General features: G+C 58.5%; 20 protein-coding genes. 15 read left to right on the top strand and 5 right to left on the bottom strand.

Going from position 1 to position 24,105, the window contains the following annotated elements; genetic code table 11:
* Nucleotides 1–30: 30 nt before the first annotated feature.
* Complete coding sequence (locus J7E24_RS00645; protein WP_215134084.1) at nucleotides 31–1,170, bottom strand: acyl-CoA dehydrogenase; 1,140 nt, start codon at nucleotides 1,168–1,170, stop codon at nucleotides 31–33.
* A 261-nt stretch (nucleotides 1,171–1,431) separates the two neighbouring features.
* On the opposite strand from J7E24_RS00645, the gene J7E24_RS00650 reads away from it, so the two are divergent.
* The 14 genes from J7E24_RS00650 (at nucleotide 1,432) to J7E24_RS00715 (ending at nucleotide 16,769) form a co-directional block, all read left to right on the top strand.
* Complete coding sequence (locus J7E24_RS00650; RefSeq protein WP_215134086.1) at nucleotides 1,432–2,394, top strand: polysaccharide biosynthesis/export family protein; 963 nt, start codon at nucleotides 1,432–1,434, stop codon at nucleotides 2,392–2,394.
* A 27-nt stretch (nucleotides 2,395–2,421) separates the two neighbouring features.
* On the top strand, nucleotides 2,422–4,872 hold the full coding sequence (locus J7E24_RS00655) for a GumC family protein (protein WP_215134088.1): 2,451 nt from the start codon (nucleotides 2,422–2,424) through the stop codon (nucleotides 4,870–4,872).
* 92 nt (nucleotides 4,873–4,964) lie between these two features.
* On the top strand, nucleotides 4,965–5,648 hold the full coding sequence (locus tag J7E24_RS00660) for a tyrosine-protein phosphatase (protein WP_251046949.1): 684 nt from the start codon (nucleotides 4,965–4,967) through the stop codon (nucleotides 5,646–5,648).
* 72 nt (nucleotides 5,649–5,720) lie between these two features.
* Complete coding sequence (locus J7E24_RS00665; RefSeq protein ID WP_215134092.1) at nucleotides 5,721–6,716, top strand: NAD-dependent epimerase/dehydratase family protein; 996 nt, start codon at nucleotides 5,721–5,723, stop codon at nucleotides 6,714–6,716.
* Between the two features lie 157 nt (nucleotides 6,717–6,873).
* Nucleotides 6,874–8,271, top strand: coding sequence for a tetratricopeptide repeat protein (locus tag J7E24_RS00670; RefSeq protein WP_215134094.1), 1,398 nt, complete (start codon nucleotides 6,874–6,876; stop codon nucleotides 8,269–8,271).
* A gap of 153 nt (nucleotides 8,272–8,424) precedes the next feature.
* Nucleotides 8,425–9,258: a phosphosulfolactate synthase gene (locus tag J7E24_RS00675; RefSeq protein WP_215134096.1), complete on the top strand. Its 834-nt coding sequence runs from the start codon at nucleotides 8,425–8,427 to the stop codon at nucleotides 9,256–9,258.
* Nucleotides 9,259–9,510: 252 nt separating this feature from the next.
* The gene (locus J7E24_RS00680) at nucleotides 9,511–10,848 is read left to right on the top strand and encodes a PQQ-dependent sugar dehydrogenase (protein ID WP_215134098.1); all 1,338 of its coding nucleotides are present in this window, start codon (nucleotides 9,511–9,513) and stop codon (nucleotides 10,846–10,848) included.
* A 99-nt stretch (nucleotides 10,849–10,947) separates the two neighbouring features.
* Nucleotides 10,948–11,619, top strand: coding sequence for a spermidine synthase (locus J7E24_RS00685; protein WP_215134101.1), 672 nt, complete (start codon nucleotides 10,948–10,950; stop codon nucleotides 11,617–11,619).
* Between the two features lie 75 nt (nucleotides 11,620–11,694).
* Nucleotides 11,695–12,351 (top strand): DedA family protein, encoded by a 657-nt coding sequence (locus J7E24_RS00690; protein WP_215134103.1) that lies wholly within the window; start codon nucleotides 11,695–11,697, stop codon nucleotides 12,349–12,351.
* Between the two features lie 119 nt (nucleotides 12,352–12,470).
* Nucleotides 12,471–13,220 (top strand): shikimate dehydrogenase family protein, encoded by a 750-nt coding sequence (locus J7E24_RS00695; protein WP_215134105.1) that lies wholly within the window; start codon nucleotides 12,471–12,473, stop codon nucleotides 13,218–13,220.
* A gap of 174 nt (nucleotides 13,221–13,394) precedes the next feature.
* Entirely contained in the window at nucleotides 13,395–13,787 is a 393-nt protein-coding gene (locus J7E24_RS00700) for a hypothetical protein (protein ID WP_215134107.1), read from the top strand.
* A gap of 198 nt (nucleotides 13,788–13,985) precedes the next feature.
* Entirely contained in the window at nucleotides 13,986–15,026 is a 1,041-nt protein-coding gene (locus J7E24_RS00705; RefSeq protein WP_215134109.1) for a sensor histidine kinase, read from the top strand.
* A 68-nt stretch (nucleotides 15,027–15,094) separates the two neighbouring features.
* Nucleotides 15,095–15,919, top strand: coding sequence for an alpha/beta hydrolase (locus J7E24_RS00710; protein WP_215134111.1), 825 nt, complete (start codon nucleotides 15,095–15,097; stop codon nucleotides 15,917–15,919).
* 67 nt (nucleotides 15,920–15,986) lie between these two features.
* Entirely contained in the window at nucleotides 15,987–16,769 is a 783-nt protein-coding gene (locus tag J7E24_RS00715) for a LytR/AlgR family response regulator transcription factor (RefSeq protein WP_215134113.1), read from the top strand.
* A 216-nt stretch (nucleotides 16,770–16,985) separates the two neighbouring features.
* Here J7E24_RS00715 and J7E24_RS00720 read toward each other — a convergent pair whose 3' ends face one another.
* The 4 genes from J7E24_RS00720 to J7E24_RS00735 all read right to left on the bottom strand — a co-directional run bounded on the left by J7E24_RS00720 (nucleotide 16,986) and on the right by J7E24_RS00735 (nucleotide 22,555).
* Nucleotides 16,986–17,951 (bottom strand): hypothetical protein, encoded by a 966-nt coding sequence (locus J7E24_RS00720; RefSeq protein ID WP_215134115.1) that lies wholly within the window; start codon nucleotides 17,949–17,951, stop codon nucleotides 16,986–16,988.
* A gap of 62 nt (nucleotides 17,952–18,013) precedes the next feature.
* Nucleotides 18,014–20,569, bottom strand: coding sequence for a TonB-dependent receptor domain-containing protein (locus J7E24_RS00725; RefSeq protein ID WP_215134117.1), 2,556 nt, complete (start codon nucleotides 20,567–20,569; stop codon nucleotides 18,014–18,016).
* Between the two features lie 91 nt (nucleotides 20,570–20,660).
* Nucleotides 20,661–21,473, bottom strand: coding sequence for an ABC transporter permease (locus J7E24_RS00730; protein ID WP_215134120.1), 813 nt, complete (start codon nucleotides 21,471–21,473; stop codon nucleotides 20,661–20,663).
* Nucleotides 21,474–21,616: 143 nt separating this feature from the next.
* A complete protein-coding gene (locus J7E24_RS00735; RefSeq protein WP_251046950.1) occupies nucleotides 21,617–22,555 on the bottom strand; it encodes an ABC transporter ATP-binding protein in 939 nt (312 codons plus the stop codon).
* A 251-nt stretch (nucleotides 22,556–22,806) separates the two neighbouring features.
* Between J7E24_RS00735 and J7E24_RS00740 the strand changes: the two genes are divergently transcribed.
* Nucleotides 22,807–24,084, top strand: a complete 1,278-nt coding sequence (locus tag J7E24_RS00740) for a sensor histidine kinase (RefSeq protein ID WP_215134122.1) — start codon at nucleotides 22,807–22,809, stop codon at nucleotides 24,082–24,084.
* Nucleotides 24,085–24,105 lie beyond the last annotated feature (21 nt).

A 24,105-nucleotide genomic window follows, 5' to 3' on the forward strand; every position in this document is an offset into this window, starting at 1 on the left:
GGTATCCGTTTCATCTGCAACATCTATGCTTTATTTGAGGATGGCCCGGGCGATAACGAGCTTCTGAATCTCGGAAGTGCCTTCGCCGATGGTGCAAAGCTTAGCGTCGCGGTAGTACTTCTCGGCCGGGTAGTCCTTGGTATAGCCGTAGCCGCCGAAAATCTGCACGCCTTCGTTGGCCACGCGCACGCTCACCTCAGAAGCATAAAGCTTAGCCATAGCCGACTCCAGATTTACGTTCAGGCCACGGTCCTTCATATCAGCCGCCCGGTAGGTTAGCAGCGAAGCCGCTTCAATTTCGGTGGCCATATCAGCCAATTTGAAGCTGATACCTTGGAAGTTGCTGATGGGCTGGTTGAACTGATGGCGTTCCTTGGAGTATTGCAGTGCGGCCTCATAAGCTCCTTGGGCAATACCCAGGCTCAGAGCGGCAATGCTGATGCGGCCGCCGTCGAGCACTTTCAGTGCCTGCACGAAGCCGTCGCCCACTTTGCCAATCACGTTTTCTTTAGGCACCCGGCAATCCGTGAAGATCAACTCAGTGGTTTCCGAAGCCCGCATGCCGAGCTTGTCCTCCTTGCGGCCCGCTGCAAAACCGGGCGTACCACGCTCGATAATAAAAGCTGTCATGGCCCGGGAGTCTCCCACTTCGCCGGTGCGGGCAATTACCACGGCTACGTTGCCGGTTTTGCCGTGGGTAATAAAGTTTTTGGCTCCGTTGAGCACGTAATGGTCGCCATCCTCAATGGCCACGGTGCGCATATTGCCGGCGTCGGAACCAGTGTTGGGCTCAGTCAAGCCCCAAGCACCAATCCACTCGCCAGAAGCCAGCTTAGGCAAATACTTATGCTTTTGCTCCTCGGAGGCATGCTGCAGAATGTGGCCAGTGCAAAGCGAGTTGTGCGCGGCCATGCTCAGACCAATGCTACCGTCAATCTTCGATAGTTCAGCAATGGCCGTCACGTACTCCACATAACCGAATCCGGCCCCACCGTACTCCTGGGGCACGAGTACGCCCATCAAGCCCAATTCACCGAGTTTATGAAATACTTCTTTTGGAAACTCCTGCGACTCATCCCACTCCATCATGCGGGGCTTGATGTGCTGGGCGCCAAAGTCGCGCACCATCTGGGCAATCATGGTTTGGTTTTCGGTAGCTACCAGTTCCATACGTAAGGGTGGGGTGGTGGTGGGATAGTTGAAAGTAGTTGGACGGGAATGCTACAACCAGCGAAGTCCAACTTTGGGTTCGCAAAAGTACGATTTTACACCCGGCTCTACCAGTGCAGGATTCAGGCCGGCGGAGCTTCCAATTTTGATAGGCCCAGTTTATTCGGTTTCTTTGATGGTTCTTAAGCAACTACCTTCCAACTGGGACTAGCGTACTTCGCTTTAGTTTTTTCCATCTGAATCCGGCCTGAGTCGGTCTGCATGCCTAAATTGTTCCTTCGCCGCTTCTTCGGCCTGTGGCTGCTGTGCTCCCCGGCAGTACTACTACTGGGCTCCTGCTCCGCTGCCCGTGTACATCAACAGAATATTTTATTTCGAGCCGATGGGGAGGGGCGTCTTGATACGGCGAAGTTGCGTGATGTGGTAAACAGGGCCGAGCGCAACTACATTATCCAACCCAACGACTACCTAGAAGTTCGGGTGTATACCAACGAAGGCGAACGAATCCTCGATCCTAACGGGGAGTTGCAATTTGGCAACATGATGGGTGCAGGCGGTATAGGAGGTATAGGTAGTACTGGCTCTAGCCGACCACAATCTGCTTTTGGAGGCCGGCAGGGAGGGCAACAGCAGCAGCAGAACCAGCAGAACCAGAATAGCAACCAATTTTTAGTACAGCATGACGGTGTTGTACGCTTGCCAATGGTAGGCTATCAGCGCCTAGAAGGCCTGACTTTATTACAGGCCGACAGCCTGTTGCAAACTAAATACACTGAGTTCTATAAAGGAGTGTTTGTAACGACCCGGGTATCCAACAACCGTATCGTCGTACTCGGTGCCGCTTCAGGTGGCTCCGGGCAGGTTATCCAGATGTTCAACGACAACATGAACCTGCTGGAAGTGCTAGCTATGGCTGGGGGTATCGATGGCGCTTTTGTAGGTACTACTGCTTCCGGCCGCGCTGGTCGCGCCGACAACATTCGTCTGATTCGAGGCAGCTTGAAAAACCCACAGGTGCAAGTTATTGATCTGACAACGATTGACGGCATGCGTCGGGCGAATCTGCAAGTGGAACCCAATGATATTATATATGTTGAGCCTATCCGGCGACCCTTTTACGAAGGATTGCAGGATGCAACACCTTTGTTTAGCTTGATTGCAAGCATTGCAGGGGTTGTTAGCACCATTTACCTTATTTCGCGACTTGGCAGCAACGGCAACTAGCCGAACGCTTTCTCATTGATTACCTGAATGGCAGTAAAAGAAGACGCGGAACTGGAAGAGCTCATCCGTCAGGCCGGCGGCGGCGAATCCACGGAAGAGCAAGACGATGGTGGTGGGTTGGACCTGACCACTTTACTAACTGTAGCTCGTAGAAGCCTGCCTTGGATACTATTACTTATTGCGCTGGGACTCACGGCGGCCTGGTTGTTTTTGCGCTACACGCCCCCGCTCTATAAATCCTCTTCCACGCTGAAGATTGATGAGAAAACTGAGGCCGGCGTATTAGGTCTTGGTGGTTTGGGAGGGGCCGTAGAGCAGAAGCAAAGCTTGACTAAGCTATCAGGTGAAGTTGAGCTCATTAAATCTGACATTATTTACAGTCGGCTCAACGACTCGCTGGCCCTCGATGTTAATTATTACGTCCAAGGCACGGTCTTGGAAACCGAAATCTATGGGTCTTCGCCCTTTGAAGTGAGTTATGAGGCGACAGATAATGCTGCTTTCGATCAGAAGATTGCTTTGCGGTTTCTCTCCCCTACCACATTTGAGCTAATCCTGCCTGAAAACCTGGGAGGCACCGAGCAACAGCACACGTTTGGCCAACCTTTTACAGCGGCTGGCTTTCGGTTGACAATACGTCAAACAAAAGAATATAGCTCGGCGGCGCTTGATGGAGAATATTCGTTCCTTATTAATAGCCCCGGCGCTCTAAGCGCCTACTTCAACACTAACCTGCTGGTTGATATTGTAAACTTAGATGCCAACACTATAAGCATCTCATTTACTGATCATAACCCTGCAAAAGCCCGCGACATTGTGAATGCCGTGGATGCAGTATATCTGGAGGAGAAACTGACTCAGAAACGTGAGCAGGCTGCCCGGGCATTACGCTATATTAACGAGCAACTGGGTAGCAACAACCAAAGCCTCAGCCAAGCTGAGGAGAATATGGAAGCCTTTGTGAAGCGCACGGGCTCCTACGACGTGAAGGGGGAAGTAGGGCAGTTGACGGGTCTTCTCCAAACGTTGGAAGAGGAGCGAGCCAAATTGCAGGAGCAAAGCGAGATGATGAGTGAAGTAGGCCAGCTACTGGATCGGGAGCAATTAACGACCCGTGCCGATGGAGACGTAATGCAAAGTATTCCGGCTTTAGCCGACGTAAAGGATGGCCAACTAGTGCAGCGTATCACCGAACTGAGTGATGCTCAACTAGACCTCAAGCGGGCGTTGCTATCCTATCAGCCGGGTGCTACATTAGCTATGCAGACGAAAGAGCAGAACATTGCCAATATCAAAAAGATAGTGCGGCAACTTCTGCGCAAAAACCAGCAAATACTCAAGACGCAGGAAGCTAAGCTATTAGGCAAAAGAGCCGAACTGGAGTCTGAACTACGCAGCTTGCCAGATAAGTACACAGAGCAGGCCCGTCTGCAACGCCCTCTAGAACTGTATGAAAAGTACAACTTGATGATGCTGGATAAGCGGATCGAGTTTGGCATTTCCATGGCGGGCGCTACCGCTGACTTTCAGATCCTTTCTCCTGCTTCTCCTGCCGTTCCTATTTCACCCGTCAAGGTGATGATATATGCCATTGGCCTGGCGGCGGGTATTGTGCTGGGAATAGGGCTAATTGCTGTTCGCTACCTGTTGCACAACACCGTTACCAACATCCGTGAGCTGGAGCGCAATACGCACGCCCCAGTACTGGGCGTGATTCCGACCTACGATAAAGAGAAGATGGCTGTGTCGAAGCTGGTAGTCGACCGCAACCCGAAGTCAGCAATATCGGAGGCTATCCGTTCCATCCGAACCAATTTGGAATTCGTTGCTTCTTCCAGAAAGAAGCGCCTTATTTCAGTGACTTCAACTATTAGTGGTGAGGGTAAGACGTTTGTGGCCGTTAACTTGGCCGGCATTATTGCCGCCTCTGACCAGCGGGTCGTCGTTCTCGACCTCGACATGCGCAAACCGAAAGTGAATCTGGCCTTCGATGCGGAGAATGTGAAGGGCATCAGCACAATTCTTATCGAGAAACACACATGGCAGGAATGTGTGCAGCACACCAATATCCCGACCCTAGACTTTATATCGGCCGGACCTACCCCGCCTAACCCCTCAGAACTGATTCTGAGCGACATGTTTGACCCTCTGATTGCTGATTTACAGCAACATTATGATGTTATCATCATTGACACTCCCCCTGTAGGGCTTGTAACAGATGGTATTCTGATCATGCGAAAAGCCGACGTACCGATTTATGTTGTCCGGGCTAACTATTCCAAGAAATCCTTCCTTAAAAATATCAACAAACTCATTCGGACCAATGGCTTTACGAAGCTAACGACCATTCTAAACGACGCTAAAACCACTAGCGGTTATGGCTATGGTTATGGCTATGGCTATGGGCAGGGATACTATGATGAGGATAATACGCCTAAAGGCGGCCTGCTAAACCGGCTGCGGAAGCGGGTATCCTGATTAAGTCGCCGCTTATGTCATTTTTCAGTAAGCTGTTTAGGGAGTCGGTACGGCCTGCCGAGGTTGCGTCGTTAGCCACGTTGGAGGTCGACATGCACTCGCACCTTCTACCGGGTCTCGATGACGGAGCTGAGACGCCGGAACAGTCACTCGAATTGTTACGCCAACTGCAGGCCTTCGGCTACCGCAAGCTGATTATGACGCCCCATGTCATGGGGGACTTTTACCGCAACACGCCGGAAGGTATCCGCGGAGCCTTGGCGGCGCTGCAAGTGGCGGCCGCTAAGGTGGGTATCACAGGCCTGGAATTGGACTGCGCCGCCGAGTACTACCTCGATGAGCATTTTGGGCGGCGGCTGGAGCAGGCGGAGCCGCTGCTGACGTTTGGAGGCGCGCGGCGGCTGCTGCTATTTGAAACATCGTATATCAACGAGCCTTTCAACCTGCACGAAAGCATTTTCAATATGCAGGCAGCTGGCTACCAACCAGTGCTGGCACATCCGGAACGCTACACCTACCTGTATGGCCGCTTTGAGGAGTTGGAGCGCCTGCGCGAACAGGGGGTTATGCTTCAGGTCAACCTCAACTCATTGGCCGGCTATTATTCGGGTGGGGCCAAGCGCGTAGCGGAGAAGCTGATTGACGGTGGCTTAGTGGACTTGCTGGGCACTGACACCCACCATACCAAGCACTTGGACACGCTGCGAGCTAAAACGCTGGCCGCACCTTATCTGGCCAAAGCCCTGGCCCTGCCGCTGCTGAACAACACGCTGTAAGCTATTGTAGGGTAGGTTGTATCTAACCCAAACAGTACGCTGATAACCATACGGCAACTCACAAATCGTAACATGATTCTGGTAACCGGCGGAACAGGGTTGATAGGCAGCTTTCTGCTGGCAGAACTGGGGCGGCGGGGCTTACCGGTACGCGCGATTTACCGGGGCCAGACGCCGCCAATAGTAGCTGGTGCACAGGCGGTAGAGTGGGTGCCAGGCGACCTGCGCGACGGTCTGGGTCTGCGAACAGCACTAGAGGGGATAACACATGTCTTTCACTGTGCCGGGCTGGTATCGTATGCCCCGCAGGATGAAGAGGATCTGCTGCGGGTGAACGTGGAGGGGACGGCTAATGTAGTGGATGCCTGCTTAGAGTGCCCCGGCATCCGGCTGGGCTACGTATCGTCGGTGGCGGCGCTGGGCGGCGGGGCGGCGGCAGCCCAGCGCGAGTTGGCTACCACCGAGCCGCTGCGCATCGATGAGCAGGGCCAATGGGATTTAGGAGCCGAGCACAGCGCCTACGCCACGTCCAAGTACTTAGCCGAGCTGGAGGTGTGGCGGGGAGTGTCGGAGGGGTTGCGGGCGGTAGTGGTGAACCCCTCGGTGGTACTGGGCCCCGCCGACTGGCACCGCAGCAGTACCCGCCTCTTTCGCTACGCCTACAACGAGCACCGCTTCTACACACCTTCCAGCCTCAACCTGGTGGATGTGCGCGACGTGGCCCAGATGCTGACGCAGCTCACCCTCGATACCAACCGCAGCGGCGAACGGTATATACTGAACGCCGGGCGCTGGCCGCTGGCCGAGGTACTGGGCCTGATGGCGGCCGGCTTCGATAAGCGCCCGCCCAGCGTGGCCGTACCAGGCTGGGCCGCCGAAACTATCTGGCGGCTCGAGCATGTTCGTTCCCTGCTTACCGGGGCGCGCCCGCTCATCACCAAAGACACGGCCCGCGCCGGCCGGCGGCCGCTGTCCTATCAAGCCGATAAAATCTGCCAGGAGTTGGGCCGCGGCTTCCGACCTTTGCCGGAAACCATCCGCTGGTGCTGCCAGCAACTGCTGAAATAGCGAAGCGGCAGAACAGCAGCACTGCTTTGGTTGCTGCTGCCCAGTGGTGCGGTTGTTGTATATTCAGGGTAAGGATGTTTCAGGTTTGAAATAGCCCCTGCCCACCCCGCGAAACCTGCCTTTTTGGCGGGTTCGTGTTGTTAGCTGACGCATGAGAATGAACGAAAACTTTGAAGACCGGGAGGAAGTGCTGGCTACCGTGCGCCGTTTTGAGGACATGGTAGACCGCAACGAGCCCGTATTTTTCGACCTGGCCGATTTTGAGAACATCATCGACCACTATACCTCCAACACCCAGTACGACCGCGCCCTACAGGCCTGCGAGGCCGCTATAACCCAGTACCCGTTCAGCACCGAACTGCTGATTGACCGCTCGCAGGTGCTGGCCATGAAGGGCGAGTACGCCGCCGCCAGCACCCAGATTGAGGACGTGGCCCACCTCGACCCTACTAACCCTGATGTGGCCGTTACCCGCGGCATTATCGCCACCCAGAAAGGTGAATTTGCCGAAGCGGTGGCTTTCTTTCTGAAAGCGTTGGAAAGCACGGAGGACCGCGACGATATTTTCTTTAACCTCGGCCTGGCCTACCAAAGCTGGCAGAAATACAAAAGCGCCGCCAAGTACTACAAGCAAAGCCTGCGCCTCAGCCCCGACAACGAGGTGGCCGTGCAGGAATTGCTGTACTGCCTGGAAGTGAGTGGCCGGCTGGAAAGCAACCTGGACTTTTTCCGGCGCTTCACCGACGACGACCCGTATTCGGCACTGGCCTGGTTTAACCTGGGACAAGCCGAATACCGGGCCGGTCACTTTGATGCCGCTATCAGCGCCTTCGAATACGCCATCCTTATTGATGCGCAGTACTATGATGCCCACGGTTTTCTGGCCAGTTGCTACGTAAGCATCGAGCGCTACCGGGCAGCCATTGCCGAGTTCGAGCTGAGCCACGCCGAGGGTATGCCTACGCCCGAAGCACTGTGCAACATTGGCGAGTGCCACGAGAAGCTGGCCGAGTGGGATTTGGCCCGCCGCTTCTACCAGAAAGCCATCGACCTTGATGGTACCATGGACGAGGCGTGGTTTGGCATCGGCATTATCATGCAGGCACAGGAGAAATACTTCGAGGCCATCCACTTCTTCCGGAAGGCCGTGGAGCTGTATGATGAGAGCGTGGAATACTGGCTGGCGCTGGCCGCGGCCGAATACCAGATTGGCAACCTTACGTCGGCCGTGGAGGCCTACGAGAAAGCCACCGAAACCGGCCCCGACAACAAGGATGGCTGGCTGAACTGGAGCATTCTGCTTTATGAGCAGGGCAATTTCGACGGGGCCATCGACCTGATGCGCACGGCCCTTGAAATTAGCCCCGTGGAGGCGGAATTGCACTACCGGCTATGCGCCTACCTGCTGGCGGCCGGCCGCTACCGCGAGGCTTACCAGACCCTGGAAAGTGCGCTTACGCTCGATTTCGACAAGCACCGGTTGCTGTTCGACTACTTCCCTGAGCTAGAGTCGCAACAGGCGCTAGCCCGCCTGATTGATCAGTACCGGAAATAAGCGCCCGGCAAAAAAAGCCAGCCGATAAAGCCGTTGAACGCAGCTACCCGCCTCGTTCAACGGCTTTGCCTTTTCAGGTCAGCCTTCACTTTTGCCAATCCAACCGTACTTTTGCCCCGCTGACATCCAGCAACTAGCTAAAGCCCCTACTACATGAACTACTCCCTCAGCCAGCTGCCCGAGCGCACCAGCAAGCCCCGCGAACAAGGTTTTACGATGGTAATGGACAAGGGCCTGAGCGTGCGGGAGGTGGAGGATTTCCTGGAGGTAGGAGCCGGCTACACCGACATTGTGAAGCTGGGCTGGGCCACCTCGTATGCTACGCCCAACCTCAAGCGCAAGCTGGCCGTGTACAAAGAAGCCGGCATTCCGGTGTACTTCGGCGGCACGCTGTTTGAGGCCTTCATCATCCGCAACCAGTTCGCCGACTACCAGCGCCTGCTCGATACGTTTGGCATGGAGTACGCCGAAGTCTCCGACGGTTCGCTCGACCTCAACCACGACAAAAAGCTGGAATTTATCCGCACACTTTCGGGCCAGGTGCAGGTACTGAGCGAAGTGGGCTCGAAGGACGCCGAAAAGATTATCCCGCCCTACAAGTGGATTTCGCAGATGAAAACGGAGCTGGAAGCCGGCGCCGTGAAGGTAATTGGCGAGGCCCGCGAGGCGGGCAACGTAGGGCTGTTCCGCAGCACCGGCGAGGTACGCTCGGGCCTCGTGGAGGAAATTCTGACCCAGATTCCGTTCGAAAAAATTATTTGGGAGGCGCCCCAGAAGGCGCAGCAGGTGTGGTTTATCAAGCTACTCGGCGCCAACGTAAACCTGGGTAACATTGCACCCAACGAAATTATCAGCCTCGAAACCATCCGGTTGGGGCTGCGCGGCGACACCTTCTCCGACTTCATTGATATGAGCCAGGTAGATGAGATGTTCCGGCCCGAGCCCAAAGCCCCCGGCCGGCCCGGCACCTCTATGCCACGCGGCTAATTATTGGTTTGGTTGAAACCACCCGGCTCCGTTTCGCGTCGTACAAAGCAAACGCCCTTGCCTGAACAGCTGTTCATGCGGGCATTTGCTCTGCACAACGCGAAACGGAGTTGGTGGTTATGGCAGGCTGGCCCGAACCTTGCGGCAGGTGCCAATGCCAGGCTCAACTCCCGAAGCTTCAATTCAGTTAAAGTGCCTGTTACCGGCCGCACTCGTGCCTGCACGCCTATTATTCAGCCATCTTACCCCTCTATGACGCGTATTTCTTCTTTCTTGGCAGCCGCGGCGCTGCTGCTCGCCGCTTCCTGCGGTGGCCCTACCCAACAGGAAAAAACCGAAGCCGCTGCTCTTACACCGGCTGATACTGTTGCCACTGAAACTGATATACTGGAGCTGCCCGAGCCTTACGCTACCAAATCGGTTACCAAGCGCAGCCGGATTGTGGAGTGGCCTCAGGCAACCATGCCCACCGTGCCCGTCGGGTTTCTGGTAACACAGTACGCGGCCGGCCTCGAAAGCCCGCGCAATATGTATGTGCTGCCCAATGGCGATGTGCTGGTGGCCGAGGCTAACACGGTGCCCACCGGCCCTAAGGAGGAAGTTGCCGCCGCCCTCAAACTCGACCCCTCGAAATCGTTGCGGCCTACCAGCGCCAACCGTATTACGCTGCTGCGCGATGAGCGCAGCAACGGCCGGCCCGAGGTGCGCACCGTCTTTCTGGAAGGCCTCAATCAGCCCTTCGGTATGCTGCTGCTCGACGGCTATTTCTACGTAGCCAACACCGATGCCGTGTGGCGCTACCCTTACAAGGAGGGCCAGACGTCGATTACGGCCCAGGGTGCGAAGATACTGGACCTGCCGGCCGGCGGCTATAACAACCACTGGACCCGCAACCTGCTGGCCAGCCCCGATGGCCGTAAAATATATGTGTCGGTGGGTTCGGCTTCGAACGTGGGTGAGCACGGCATGAAGGAAGAGGAGCGCCGGGCCAACATCATCGAAATAAACCCCGACGGCAGCGGCGAGCGGATATATGCCAGCGGCCTGCGCAACCCGGTGGGCATGGACTGGGCTCCGGGCACCAACGTACTCTGGACGGCCGTAAATGAGCGCGACGAGTTGGGCGATGAACTGGTACCCGACTACCTGACCAGCGTGCAGGAAGGCGGCTTTTACGGCTGGCCCTACTCCTATTTCGGCCAGAAAGTTGATCCGCGGCGCAAGGGCGAAAAGCCCGAGCTGGTAAAAAAGGCCCTTGTGCCCGACGTGCCGCTGGGCGCCCATACGGCTTCGCTGGGCCTGGCCTTTTATACGGCCGAGCAGTTTCCGGAGCGCTACCGCAACGGTGCGTTTATCGGGCAGCATGGCTCCTGGAACCGCACCGAGTTTTCGGGCTATAAGGTGGTATTTGTACCGTTCCAGAATGGCAAACCAACCGGCAAGCCCGAGGATTTCCTGACTGGCTTTATTGCCAATGCCGAGAAGAACGAGGTATATGGCCGGCCGGTGGGCGTAACGGTGCTTCCCAATGGCATTTTGCTGGTGGCCGACGACGCGGGTGGTAAAATCTGGCGCATTGCTGCTCAGTAAGTAGCGCAGAAAGCAGTTGTTACCACCGCAGACGCCTTGCTTTGGCCCCGCAGATGCCCGCTGACGCAGGAAGTTCTTTCGGTTTTCTACACAGCTTCGATGCGCCTGCTGCCCGCTACCTTCCGCCACCTGCTCAGCTACCTGATGCCACTTACGCGTCGGGTACCTTCGGCGCATACTGGCTGGCTGGAAATTACCACCTGGCGCGGACACAAAACGCTGAATACGGCCACGGCCAACTACAGCTACGGCCTGCTGCAGCAGGTGCTGCGCTATGGGCTGCGTTTTGTACCGGTAACCAACACGGCCGCGCCGGTACTCGTGCTGGGTCTGGGCGGTGGCTCGGTGCTGCCGCTGCTCCGCCACGAGCAGGGCCGCACCGGCCCTGTTACGGCCATCGAACTCGACCCGGCCGTACTGCAAGTAGCCGCTACGGAGTTTGGCGTAGAACCCGGCCCTAACCTGCACTTGGTGTGTGCCGATGCGTTTGCCTGGCTGCCCGGTGCCGCGTCCAATACCTACGAGTTGGTTGTAGTAGATCTGTTTCTGGACCTGACGCTACCGCCCGAGTTGGGCGAGGCCGCTTTCTGGCAGCAGCTGCGGCGGGTGTTGCAGCCCGGTGGCCGGGCGCTGTGCAACTTATTAGTAACGGCTGAGCTGTGGCCCGATGGGCAGCCGCTACCGGAGTTTCTGGAGGGGCTGGGCTTCGCGGTGAAGGATATGGAGGTGGAGCAGCTCAACCGCCTGCTCATTTTACAGCGGCTGGCCTGATTGGTGCCATTGTACTGAGGCGAAGGGCGGCCGTTTGCTGCCAACTCGCTTACTTTGCAGGTTCAACCCCCTCTTATGGAAATCCTGCAGCAGATAATCGACTTTATTCTTCACCTCGATAAGCACCTGGGTGAAATTGTGCGGGACTACGGCACCTGGACATACGCCATCCTGTTTCTGATCATTTTCGTGGAAACTGGAGTGGTGGTGCTACCCTTTTTGCCCGGCGACTCGCTGCTGTTCGCCGCCGGGGCCACGGCCGCGTTGCCCGGCTCGCCCCTTAATGTGTGGCTGCTAATGGGACTGCTGATTGTAGCTGCCGTACTCGGCGACACGCTTAACTACCACATCGGCGACTATCTGGGGCCGCGGGTGTTCCGCGAAAACTCTCGTTTTCTGAAGCGTACCCACCTGGAGCGTACGCAGGCTTTTTACGAGAAGCACGGCGCTAAAACCATCATCCTGGCCCGGTTTATTCCCATTGTGCGCACGTTTGCGCCGTTTGTGGCGGGTGTAGGCACCATGCACTACACCAAGTTTTTGTCCTACAACGTGGTGGGCGCAGTCGTCTGGGTGGTTTCACTTACAAGTGCCGGCTACTTCTTCGGCCTGATTCCGGTTGTGCAGAAGAACTTTTCGCTGGTAGTGCTGGCCATTATTGTGCTGTCGGTGCTGCCGGTAGTCTGGGAGTTCAGCAAAACGCGCATCAGCCGCCGGAAGCCGGTAGCCTAAGCGTTGCCTCGCATCAGCGCCTCATCCAATTTACCCAAAATAAAACTGCACAGCCGCCGGCCCCGCAAGGAAAGCCGGCGGTTTTTTTGTTGCTTACTGCCCCAACCTGTCTCTGTGTTATGCCCGAATTCGGATTGCTTGGCCGCTCCCTGAAGCACTCGTTCTCCCAAACCTATTTCAGCCAGAAGTTTCATAGCCTGGGCTTATCCGACCACCGCTACGAGCTCTTCGAACTGGCCGAGATACACGAGCTGCCGGCGCTGCTGGCGGCCCACCCGCAACTGCGCGGCCTAAACGTCACGATTCCGTACAAGGAGCAAATCTGGCCCTTCCTGAACGAGGTGGCCGCTTCGGCGGCGCGGGTGGGGGCCGTAAACGTCGTCGAGTTCAGGCAAGATGGCCGGCTGGTAGGCCACAACACCGATTACATCGGTTTCCGCGACTCGCTACGCGCGCTGTTGCCCCACCCGGTGCCGGCCGGAACGCGGGCGCTGGTACTCGGTAGCGGCGGAGCCTCGAAGGCCGTAGAAGTAGCGTTGCGCGAACTGGCAATTGGTTTTTGGACCGTTTCGCGCAATCCGCTGGGGCCGGGCCTCACCTACGACGACCTGACACCCCAACTTATCCGGGAGCACCTGCTCATCATCAATGCCACGCCCCTCGGAACCTTCCCCGATGTAGCCGGGTGCCCGCCGCTACCCTACGAAGCCTTAACCCCGCAACACTACCTGCACGATTTGGTGTACAACCCAGCCGAAACCGAGTTTATGCGCCGCGGTCTGGCAGCCGGAGCGCAAATAAAAAACGGATTCGACATGCTCTGCCGCCAAGCCGAAGCAGCTTGGAGCATCTGGCATCAGCCAGCCTAAAAACCCTGTTTACAGGCCGGAATAAGGCACTCTTTACCGGCGGCTACTATCACAAAAGCAGAACCGTCGCTAAGTAAGTATTAGTACAATTATATAGTGAAATTTCCTTATTATATGCGAAAACTAAGGGAATAGTAGTAGATTGCCTTACAATCTTACTATCAAGTCCTGTCTATGACTCCTGAAGAACGCCTGGACCAGTTGGAGCCTTTGCTTTCTGAAACCACCGCTATTCTGGACCGTCATACGGCCCAGCTACGCCAGCACGCCAACCTGCTTCGGCAGCTTGTACAGGCCACGGAGAGCAATACCCAGCTTATGCAACAGCTGCTGGCCGGGCAGGCCGGCTGCCTGGAGCAACTGGCCCTGCTGAACAGTCCGCTACCCCAGCCAGCGGAAGCCAGCGCCCCCACCCTGTTTTCGCTCGTTGATTATACCCCCGACCCGGCCCAGCGACTGGAAGAGCTGGAAACCCGGCTCGACGCGATGGGAAGCCAGCTGGAAACGCTGGGCAGCAAAATGGATTTGATTCTGACCAAGCTCATTCGGGTGTACATCAACAACTAGCTGCGGGCTAGGGCTGGTAGCAGCCGACACCGGGTTGGTTGATGCGGAGGTAGGTGCTGGTTGAAAACCTAGCCCGAAGCGTCTGGAGTTGGCTATTTTGCCGGCTCATCAAGTCCCTGCCCTCTGCTGCCGCCCTCTGCCCCTGCCCTCGTTCGTGCGCGCCCACGCCTGCCCGCCTGGGCGCAGCGCCTGCCCTGGGTGCATCTGGGGTGGGTTGCGCTGCTGTTTTACATCGACTGGCAGAACTGGCTGCTGCGGCAAGGCGTACTGGTGCCGCAGCAGCAGGACAACTTCTGGCCCCTGGCGCTGCTGGCCAACCTGCTCGACTCGGCCCTGTTCTATTGCAACTGGCTGCTGATGCCCCGCCTATTCCGGCGCGGGCGGCTGGGTGCCTACCTAGGGCTGCTGGGGCTGGCGCTGCTGGCGTTCTGCGCCCTGCGCATTGGCGTAGGTTACGCGTTTGATGAGGTGCGGGTGCGGGGCGAGCCGCAGCCGCTGGGCTACCACGTGCAGGTGCTGCAGGCCTACTACCTGCAACTGGGGGGAGCTATTTTGCTACTGAGCTTTTTTGCGGGGCTGGCCGGCGACTATTGGCGCGAGCTGCGCCACCGACGCGCCCTGGAGCAGCAGCAGCTACGTACCGAGCTGGCCCTGTTGCGGAGCCAGCTCCACCCACATTTCCTGTTCAACACGCTCAACAACATCTACTCGCTCACGCTACACGCCTCGCCCCAGGCCCCCGAAGCCGTGTTGCGCCTGGCCGAGCTGATGCGCTACCAGCTCTACGAAAGCGCCGACGACCTTGTGCCACTGGACCGCGAAATAGGCCACCTGCAAAGCTTCCTCACGCTTCAGCAGCTGCGCCTGCCCACCACCGCCTCCAACGACGCCGACGAGGCCATCGACTTCCGGATTCTGCTCCCGCCCGACGCCAGCCACCAACTGCTGCTGCCTCCCATGTTGCTGCTGCCGCTGGTCGAAAACGCCTTCAAGCACGGCGACCTGACGGCCCGGCCCCATGTCGTGCGCATCGTGTTGCAGGCGGCTACCGCCGACGGGCAGCTGCATTTCACGGTGCGCAACCGCATCTCGCCCGATGCGGCGGTGCCTGGTGGCATGGGCCTGGCCAACCTGCGCCGCCGCCTGGAGCTGCTGTATCCTGGGCGGCACGCGCTGGTAGTAACGGCCAACCAGCAGGAATACGCTGTGCGGCTAACCGTACCGGTAGCCGTGAAATAAGGAGATAGTGAATCAATAAAATCTTGGCGCCTTCCCTGCTATTGTACCCTAAATTCATTGTCTGCCTCATGAAACAGTGTTTGCTTATCGTCCTGTCGCTTGTATTGTCATTGCCGGTATATGCGTTACGCCCTAGTCGTATCTATACTTACACACCCGACTCGCTGGGGCTGGCGTACCGTGCCGTGCGCATCGAAACGCCTGACCATTTCCAACTCGCTAGTTGGATCATTGAGCCTCAAGGCAGCCGCGACCAGCACGTTACGATAGTAATAGCCGAAGGTGACGCCGGTAATATGGGACAGCTGCTTTTCCATGCGAAAATGCTGGCTGATGTAGGTTACCGAGTAGTGCTTTTCGATTATCGGGGCTTTGGGCACAGTTCCGATTTTGCCATTGATCAGCAGCGGCTGTACTACACTGAATTTGCGGTTGATTTGCGGGCGGCGCTTTTGTATTCGCGTCAACAGTTTCCACAATCCCGCACTGGTATTTTTGGTTTCTCGATGGGTACCATAATGGCTACCCACGTAGCCGCCACCGAGCAGCCAGACTTCTTGATAGGGGAAGGCTACGTGGCTGATCCGGTTGCGCTGGTAGCCGCCATCAAACAGGTGAAAAACAAAACCGTGACCCTGCCTTCCGAAGCAGCTATGTACTCTGCGCTACTGGCGCAAATACAGTGTCCTATGCTGCTCGTAGCCGGAACGAAGGATACGAACACGCCGCTGGCTGATTCCCGGCGCATCGTGCAGGCCGCTCACCATCGGCGGCGTAAGTTGATAAGTTTTGAAGGAGCGCATGGAGAAGGGCTGATGGCCCTCTCATCAAAGCCTGAACAATACGGCGACTTGTACGCGGCAGCCATACACGCCTTTTTGGTTAGGAAATAAGTAAACGGTTCTTATTTCAAGCAAACGCAGTGCAATTCGAAACGCATGTATTCATTTCATTATCTGTATGATACCTGTTCCTGATTTTGGTAGTCGCCGCCCATTGAATTGCATCGTGGTAGATGATGAGCCGCTGGCCCGGAAGGTGCTGGTGGATTTTTGCGGACAGGTGCCGTTTCTGGAATTGCAGGGGCAGTTTGGCGATGCGCTGGCGGCGGCGGCCTTCCTGCAGGACAACCCGGTGGATGTCGTGTTTCTCGATATCCAGATGCCCCGCCTGACGGGCCTGCAGCTGGCGCAGCTGCTGCCCGCGCCTGGTCCGCGCATCATCTTCACCACTGCCCACCCCGATTATGCCGTGCAGAGCTACGAGCTGCCGGCTCTGGATTATCTGCTCAAGCCCATCTCCTTCGAGCGGTTTGTGCAGGCTGCCCACCGCGCCCGCGCCGCCCTGCTGCCGCCACTGGCCCCGGCCGCCCCGGCCGCCGCTGCCCCCGAAGCCACCGTCCCCGACCCGGTCGCCGCCGACGAAGCGCTGTTTGTGCGCCACGACAACCGCCTGCGCCGGGTGTTGGTAGATGATATTTACTACGCGGAGGGCCAGAAGGAGTACCTGATGTACTACACGGCCACCGGCAAGCTGCTCGTGCTGCAGTCGTTCCGCAAGCTGGAGGAGCAGCTGCCGGCCGGCCGCTTCGTGCGCATCCACAAGTCCTACCTCATCAACCTGCGCCACCTCGAATTCGTGGAGCGCCACCGTGTGCAGGTGCATGGTACGCCGCTACCCATAGGTGAAACCTACCGCGAAGGATTACTGGAAGTGCTGCGCTACCACGGGAAATTCAATTGAGATAGGACTTACACAAAAGCCGGCCGTGAGCGTGTAGCGCGAAGCTCCAACTTCGCGCATCGTTGAACGGAATCGGTTGGCAGTCAGCAACGACGCGCGAAGTTGGAGCTTCGCGCGTCGTTGCTGCTTTGCATACATTAGAAGTGCCACCTGGCCGCTGAATGCCTCGCCAGGAACCGGTCAGTGGCCAGGTGGCACTTTTAAACCCTAAGCAACCTACCTTACTACGCCAAACCTTTTGCGCTTGAAGTCGAGCACGATGACATCGTTCTGAAAGAAAGCGTTGCCAGTGAGTCCATCAATCTTAGCTGCTTTCAGGAATTCGAGTTGGCGTTGGTCGCGGGTAAACCAGGCGCTAGCAGGTGGCAACTGGTGGGCCCCCAGATACACGGCCGACTGTGTTGGCGCGGCGTAAAATGCCACCTGCTTACCCCATGAGTTTACAGCCAGCGTGTCGGTGACGCCGCCAGGCCGGGTTATTCCCCGCCAGGTCTGCTCATCGGTGGTCAGCGTGAACAGGCTGGAACCCGTGTCGAATAATACCCAATAGGTACGGGGCCCAATGGTGAGGGGAATGTGCATGCGGTTATTGCGCACTTGGCTTGTCACGAACGTGGTTTTCGCCTGCCAGTGGGCATCAACCGAATCGAGCACGCACATGCGCTGCTGCGGGTAATCGATGACGAGCACTTTGTCGGCCACAAAATCACCCCCGATAGTGCCCACCAACTTTCTCGACTTGGTATACAACGAATCAGCCGGCACCTCATCTCCGTAGCCCGCCATCAGCAGTGGCTGAGGAACTTGGGTGGTGCCGAACGATACTGGCAGCCCTGTGGTGGGGTAGTTGCGAATACCCGAGTCATTCATCCCGCCGCGGGTGGTATCGAGCAGGGCATATAGCTGGGCACGAGTGGCAAAATAGTTCTTCAGGGCGTCGCCGTACAGTACAGTCGCATCACTACCCAAATCGAACTGCGCAGCGAAATTGGCCGGTAGACCCTGAATTTTAATAGGTACGAAGATGGCTGCCTTGTATTCTTTGCCTTTTATGTTGGTGGTGTACCATTCAAACGGAAACCACGGATAAGAAGGCGCCGAAACGGCAGTAGGGCGGGACGGCGCACAGGCACCTAGTAAAATAACAGTGGCAAATAGCAGCGGCCGGATAGATAGTTTCATGCGGTAAATGTAGCACCACCTACGGTTCGGCAAGGCCAACTTTTCCATACCCTCCGACTTTTCTACTGCTGACCGCCTTGCTGGCCGTCGCCACCGCTTTTGGTGTCGTCGTTCTGGATGCCACGGCGGCGCTTGGGGGGCTGGTTGGTTACTTTACCGAAGCGGTAGTTGAAGGCCAGGCGCACGCCGCGCAGGTAGAGGTAGTTGTTGCTTTCCTGGCGGAATTGGTCGGTTTCGAGGGTGCTGCGCAGGTTGCGGGTGGCCGAGAAGAAGTTGTCGGCGTTCAGCGTGAGGTCGGCTTTGTCGTTGAGCAGGTTTTTGCGCAGGCCCATCGAGTAGTAGGTCCAGGCAGCCTGCTTGCCCTGCAGTTGCACCCGCGGCGAGTTGAGGCCCCCGAAGAACTGTAGGCTCAGGCCCTTCTCGAATTTGTAGCTCGAATTCAGATTGAGATTGTACTGCACGCCGCTGTTGCTGAAGCCCAGGCCGGGGCTCTTGAGCGACACATAGTACACGTTCAGGTTGCCACTCACGCTCCAGTCTTTTAGGGGCTTAACCGACCCAAACACGCTACCGCCATAAGTAGCGTTGCGGCCAATGTTGCGGAACGTCTGAAGGTTAACGCCGTCTTTCACCTCACGGAAGCTTTCAATGGCGTTGCCTGTGCGGCGCACATATGCGCTCAGGTTCAGCACCGAGCCCTTCACGAAGGTCGTGTAATTCAGCTCGTAGCTGTCGGTCAGCTCGGGCCGCAGGTCGGGGTTGCCGAAGCTCACGTTGAGCGTATCGGAAGTGTTGCGGAAGGGGTTGAGGTAAAAGATTTGGGGACGCTGAATGCGGCGCGAATACGCCAAGCGCACCGATTCGCCGGGCTTCTTTTCGTTTTTGGGCTGGAAGTTGAGGCTCAGGTTGGGCAGCAGGTCGGTATAATTCTGGCGCACGCTCGGCAGCTCATCCACGCTTCCCTGCTGCTCCTGGAAGCTGCCGCGCACACGGGTGTTTTCTATGCGGGTGCCCAGCTTGAAGCTCAGCTTTTCGGAAGCCGAGAAGCCGTAGCTGGCGTAGCCGGCCAGCACATCCTGGTCGTAGTCGAACTGGTTGGAGCGGGCCGGGTTGAATACCGGGTCGAGGGCCGTGAGGCTGGGGCTGTTCAGCACGTCGTACACGCTGCTCACACGGCGCAGGATGGCCTTGGCGCCGGCTTCGAACGAAGTAGTGGCCGAAAACGGCTGGACGTAATCAGTTTGCAGGGTGGTTTCGAGGTTGCGCGACAGGTTGTTGCCGTCCTCGCGGTAGTTTTTAGCCTCGTTGGCCGTGGTATTACCCGCAAACTGGTCGAGGGTGTAATCCTGCTGGTTGCGGTTGCGGGTGTGCTGGCCAAGTATGCTCCACTCGCGGCCCTTCTGTCCATCAAACGTACGGGTGTAGCCCCCGTTCACGTCGTAGCTCTGGGTGCGGAACTTGCGGTCTGTGTCGCGGGTAAACTCGCTGGCAAACGGCAATAGGGTATTGTTGTACTGCTGGTAGTTGCCGCCGTTGCGGAACACGCTACCCTGCACGTTCAGTAGCAGGTTATGAAACGGAGCCGGGTCGTAATCGAGCCCCAGCCGGCCAAAACCGCCGCCGCCCACCGTGTTGCCGTCGCCCTGCTGGCGCACGGCCGGCAACTCCTGGCCACCAGCCTTCAGGGTGCGGGTGAGGTCGTTGCGGTTGGGGCTATAGAACACAAAGCCGCTCATGGAACTGGTGATGCCGATTTTGCCCTTGCGGTAGTTGAGCGAGCCGTTGGCGTTGGAGCTGCGGTTGCCGCCGGCCAAGCCCACCGAGCCGTTGGCGCCTTGCAGGTTGTTTTTCTTGAGGATGATGTTGATGATGCCACCCGTGCCTTCGGCGTCATACTTGGCCGAGGGCGTCGTAATCACCTCCACACTCTTAATCTGGTCGGCCGGAATCTGCTTGAGCGCGTCGGCTACGCTGGTAGCTACTACCGAGGAGGGCTTGTTGTCGATGAGCACCCGGATGTTGCTGGAGCCGCGTAGCTGCAGGCCGCCTTCGGGGTCTACGCTCAGCAGGGGCACTTTGCGCAGCACATCGGCCGCCGTGCCGCCGCTGTTTGTAATGTCCTTCTCGGCGTTGTATACAATGCGGTCGGGCTTGGTTTCGATGATATCCCGCTCGCCGGTCACCGTTACTTCGCCCAGCTTTTGGGCCGTCGATTCCAGCCGCACCGTGGCCACGGTCGTCAGGCCTCCGCCCACGGTTACGGGCACTGTTTGGGGCGCGTAGCCAATAAAGCTGATCTGCAGCCGAAACTGACCCTCAGCCAGCCCTTTCAGCGAAAAACGCCCTTTCTCGTCGCACACCGCGCCATCAATGGGCGTGGTACCGCTGGCCGGCAGCAAAGCCACCGTGGCAAACTCGACGGGCTTTTTGGTGTCGGCGTCGAGCACGGTGCCTTCGAGGCGGCCGGTACCCTTGGCGGCGGGCAAAATGGGTTTGGCCAGGGCGGCTCCGGCAGGCACTCCAGCGGGTCGGGGGCCGGTGGGCGGGCCGGTTTGAGCCAGGGCCGGAGCGGCCAGTAGCGTAGCCGTGAGCAGGGCCAGCGGAGTAGTGTATTTCATGGGTACGGGCGATAAGGCGCTAATAGAGGAGAACAGCAGGCAAAGGTTGCCTTAGTAGTGGCAGAGAAAGCAGAGAATCTACCGGGTGCGGTCAGTCGGTAATTGGGCGGCGGAGCAGCAGCAGGTAGCCCACCAGCACCGCCAGCGCAAACCAGCCCAGCGAGTACCACTCGACCGGTGTAAGCGCGGCGGCCACGTGTAGCTGCGTGTCGCCCTCAAGCAGGCGCAGTACCCGGGTGGGGGCCGCGTAGGGCACCAGGTCGATGTACTCCCAGCGCAGCAGCGTGAGGGCCGACACGATACTGGCTATACCCGCCGCCAGCGGCCCCACGAAGCCCCTGAATGCCAGCGCCAACGCGTACTGCACGCCCAGAATGCCCAGCGTGGCCACGTAGGTATGGCCTAGCATCCGCAGCACCGGCAGGAGGCTGATGCTGTGCTGCTGAAAGCCTATAGCGGGCTTCAGCCAGCCCAGCAGCACACCCGCCCCCAGCAGCAGCAGCACATACAGCGCCTGGGCCACGGCATTCAGGACCAGCAGCAGCAGCAGTTTGCTGCCAAATACGGCGCCGCGCCCCACCGGCTGGGCCAGCAGCTGCCGCCAGCCACCCCGGTTTTCCAGGTTCACCACCAGCCCGCTCAGCAGCACTACAAACAGGGGCAGCAGCAGCACCGAAGCCGTTTGCCAGCTCATGCCCACGTACTGCGGCCAGGGGTTCTGGCCGGGTTTCACCAGCAAATGCCCTTTAAAGTAGAAGATGAGCAGGTTGAGCAGCACCGGTAACGCCCCGCCGCCCAGCGCCAGCCACAGCGCAGCGGTGCGGCGCATCTTCAGCGCATCGGCAACCAAAGTGCGACCGAGCTGGATAAACGGGCCGGGGGCAGTGGGCAGGGCGTATTCCATGAGTGATGTGATGATGTGTGAGGGAGTAAAAGAACGGTCATGCTGAGCGCAGCCGAAGCATCTCTACCGCTTCGTTGAACAGTAATCAGCCGACATGATTAGCATTGCGGTAGAGATGCTTCGGCTGCGCTCAACATGACCGTTCATTCACTCCTTCCCGCTTCCGTGAGGTGCAGAAAAGTATCTTCCAGAGTTGGCTGCTCCTGGCGCAGCCCATAGATGGGCTGGCCAACCGATGCCAGCCCGGCGGCCAGCTCGGCGGTATGTTCGCGGCTCAGCCAGGGCAGCTGTAGGGTGCCGGAGCCGGCCACCGTGGCGCCGGCCAGCAGGTGCGGCAGCAATTGGCGGCAGGTGGCGGCGTTTTCGGTTTCGAGCACCAGCTGCGCACGACCGGTTTGCAGGCGCTGCAAGTCGGGCAGGCTGCCCTGAAACGCTAGTCGGCCCCGCTGAATTACGCCCACATGGGTTACCGTTTTCTCGATTTCGCTGATGAGGTGGCTGCTGACGAGGATGGTTTTGCCGTACTCGTGGCACAGGCTCCGCAGCAGGGCGCGCATTTCGATGATGCCAGTGGGGTCGAGGCCGTTGGTGGGCTCGTCGAGTAGCAGCAGGTCGGGGTCGGGCAGCAGGGCCAGGGCCAGCCCGAGGCGCTGGCGCATGCCGAGCGAGTACTCGCGTGCGGGCCGATGGGCATCGGCGCTGAGGCCTACCAGCGCCAGTACTTCGGCTGTACGGTGAGCCGGCACGCCCCGCAGGCGGCGGGTGGCCTCCACGTTTTCGCGGCCCGTGAGGTGGTCGTAGAGCGAGGGACTTTCGATGAGCGCGCCCACCCGGCCCAGCAGCGCCACCCGGTGGCGGGCCAGCTCGTGCCCAAACAGCCGCACCGTGCCGCTGGCAGGCCGCAGCAGCCCCAGCAGCAGGCGCATGGTGGTGCTTTTGCCGGCCCCGTTCGGCCCCAGAAACCCGTAGATGCTGCCGGCCTCCACCTGCAGGTTCAGCGCGTGCAAAACAGGCCGGGCCCCGAAACGGAAACTCAGGTCGTGGCTTTCGAGCAGCGGGGCGGCAGTAGAAACAGAGCGCATGAGGGAGGAATGAAAAGGACGAAACCGAAAGAACTGCTGCAAACCTAGCGGCAGCACTATATCTTTCTCTCACAATTCAACCAACCTTCCGTTTACACCCCGCAACCCTTTTTTCTTCTCCTCAACCCTAAAAAAATGCCACTTATTTTGGTTGGCCGGGTTGGTGCGCCGGCCCGGGGCGTTGGGGGAGCCGGTGGCGGGGTTGATTGAAGAAGGCTGGCCGGCAACCCACAGTTGCACTATTTTCGAGGATGGAAGTTCTGCCCCCGCCTGCTCCCGCCGCTCCTGCTTCGCTCCGGCCGCCGCGCTGGCGTAGCTGGCGGGTGCGGTTACGCGAATGGCTGCGGCCCACCGAGTGGTCGGTCCACGACCCGGAGGCCACCCGGGTACCGCGCTGGGTGCATATTCTGCTGTGGCTGTGGCTACTGACGATTGACGGGCTGAAGCTCAGCAACATCCTTTCGAAGCTGCCGCAGTTTCCGCTCACGGCAGCCGAGTGGGCGCCTTTGCTGCCGCAGCTGGGCCGCCTGCTACTCGAAGACTTAGGCGCCGCCCTGCTGTTTTACCTGACCTGGCGCTGGCTGATACCCTCCACGCTGGGCCGCGGCCGGGTGGTGCAGTACATCCCGATGGCCGCCCTGCTGCTGCTGCCCTACCTGGGCCTGAACGGCTGGCTGATGCCCCAGCTTTTCCCATCCGGAGTGCATGTATCAACCCAGGAAGTACCCCCGTCACCCAGCAAACAGGGCAACTCAACCACGCTAAAAATCGACGTTACGAAGCTCAAGAAGCCCACGCCACCCGATATGGTTATGCGCTTGTTTGCGGCAGCTATACTGGGCTCGTTCATCATCGGCAGCGCCTCAGCCATGCGCATCACCGACGACTACCTGCGCGGGCAGCGCAACCGCCGCGAACTGGAGCGCCAGCAACTGCTCACCGAACTGGCCATGCTCAAAACCCAGATCAACCCGCACTTCCTGTTCAACACGCTCAACAACATCTACTCGCTCACGAGCCGCAAATCGGACAAAGCACCGGAGGCAGTGCTGCGGCTGGCCGAAATTATGCGCTACCTGCTCTACGAGAGCAGCACCGACACCGTGCCGCTGAGCCGCGAACTGGCCCACCTGCGCAGCTTTCTGGATTTGCAGCGACTGCGGCTGCCAGCCTCGGCCCAGGAGGCGATAGTGCTGGAAGTAGCTGGCACCAACCCCGACTGTGTACACCCCATTGCGCCGCTGCTGCTGCTGCCGCTGGTCGAAAACGCCTTCAAGCACGGCGACCTGACGGCCCGCCCCGTGGCCGTGCACATTGCCCTGCACCTGGCCGCCGATGGCCTCCTGCGCTTCTCGGTGCTCAACTACGTAACCCCCGCCGATGCCGAGCGCCCCCTGCCCCGGCAGCCCGGCGGGGTGGGCCTGGCCAACCTGCAGCGCCGCCTGGAGCTGCTGTATCCGCACCGCCATACCCTCGATGTGCAAACCACCCCGGAGCAGCACCGCGTTACCTTAGTGCTGCTGCCGTAGCAGAAAGCAGTAGCAGCAGAA

Origin of the sequence: Hymenobacter sp. ISL-91 (assembly GCF_018613725.1) — a bacterium.
GTDB lineage: Bacteria > Bacteroidota > Bacteroidia > Cytophagales > Hymenobacteraceae > Hymenobacter.

Excerpts from the sequence above, each read along its gene's own strand:
- J7E24_RS00645 (WP_215134084.1), bottom strand. The coding sequence starts at position 1,170 with ATGGAACTGGTAGCTACCGAAAACCAAACCATGATTGCCCAGATGGTG.
- J7E24_RS00650 (WP_215134086.1), top strand. The coding sequence starts at position 1,432 with ATGCCTAAATTGTTCCTTCGCCGCTTCTTCGGCCTGTGGCTGCTGTGC.
- J7E24_RS00655 (WP_215134088.1), top strand. The coding sequence starts at position 2,422 with ATGGCAGTAAAAGAAGACGCGGAACTGGAAGAGCTCATCCGTCAGGCC.
- J7E24_RS00660 (WP_251046949.1), top strand. The coding sequence starts at position 4,965 with ATGCACTCGCACCTTCTACCGGGTCTCGATGACGGAGCTGAGACGCCG.
- J7E24_RS00665 (WP_215134092.1), top strand. The coding sequence starts at position 5,721 with ATGATTCTGGTAACCGGCGGAACAGGGTTGATAGGCAGCTTTCTGCTG.
- J7E24_RS00670 (WP_215134094.1), top strand. The coding sequence starts at position 6,874 with ATGAACGAAAACTTTGAAGACCGGGAGGAAGTGCTGGCTACCGTGCGC.
- J7E24_RS00675 (WP_215134096.1), top strand. The coding sequence starts at position 8,425 with ATGAACTACTCCCTCAGCCAGCTGCCCGAGCGCACCAGCAAGCCCCGC.
- J7E24_RS00680 (WP_215134098.1), top strand. The coding sequence starts at position 9,511 with ATGACGCGTATTTCTTCTTTCTTGGCAGCCGCGGCGCTGCTGCTCGCC.
- J7E24_RS00685 (WP_215134101.1), top strand. The coding sequence starts at position 10,948 with ATGCGCCTGCTGCCCGCTACCTTCCGCCACCTGCTCAGCTACCTGATG.
- J7E24_RS00690 (WP_215134103.1), top strand. The coding sequence starts at position 11,695 with ATGGAAATCCTGCAGCAGATAATCGACTTTATTCTTCACCTCGATAAG.
- J7E24_RS00695 (WP_215134105.1), top strand. The coding sequence starts at position 12,471 with ATGCCCGAATTCGGATTGCTTGGCCGCTCCCTGAAGCACTCGTTCTCC.
- J7E24_RS00700 (WP_215134107.1), top strand. The coding sequence starts at position 13,395 with ATGACTCCTGAAGAACGCCTGGACCAGTTGGAGCCTTTGCTTTCTGAA.
- J7E24_RS00710 (WP_215134111.1), top strand. The coding sequence starts at position 15,095 with ATGAAACAGTGTTTGCTTATCGTCCTGTCGCTTGTATTGTCATTGCCG.
- J7E24_RS00715 (WP_215134113.1), top strand. The coding sequence starts at position 15,987 with ATGATACCTGTTCCTGATTTTGGTAGTCGCCGCCCATTGAATTGCATC.
- J7E24_RS00720 (WP_215134115.1), bottom strand. The coding sequence starts at position 17,951 with ATGAAACTATCTATCCGGCCGCTGCTATTTGCCACTGTTATTTTACTA.
- J7E24_RS00725 (WP_215134117.1), bottom strand. The coding sequence starts at position 20,569 with ATGAAATACACTACTCCGCTGGCCCTGCTCACGGCTACGCTACTGGCC.
- J7E24_RS00730 (WP_215134120.1), bottom strand. The coding sequence starts at position 21,473 with ATGGAATACGCCCTGCCCACTGCCCCCGGCCCGTTTATCCAGCTCGGT.
- J7E24_RS00735 (WP_251046950.1), bottom strand. The coding sequence starts at position 22,555 with ATGCGCTCTGTTTCTACTGCCGCCCCGCTGCTCGAAAGCCACGACCTG.
- J7E24_RS00740 (WP_215134122.1), top strand. The coding sequence starts at position 22,807 with ATGGAAGTTCTGCCCCCGCCTGCTCCCGCCGCTCCTGCTTCGCTCCGG.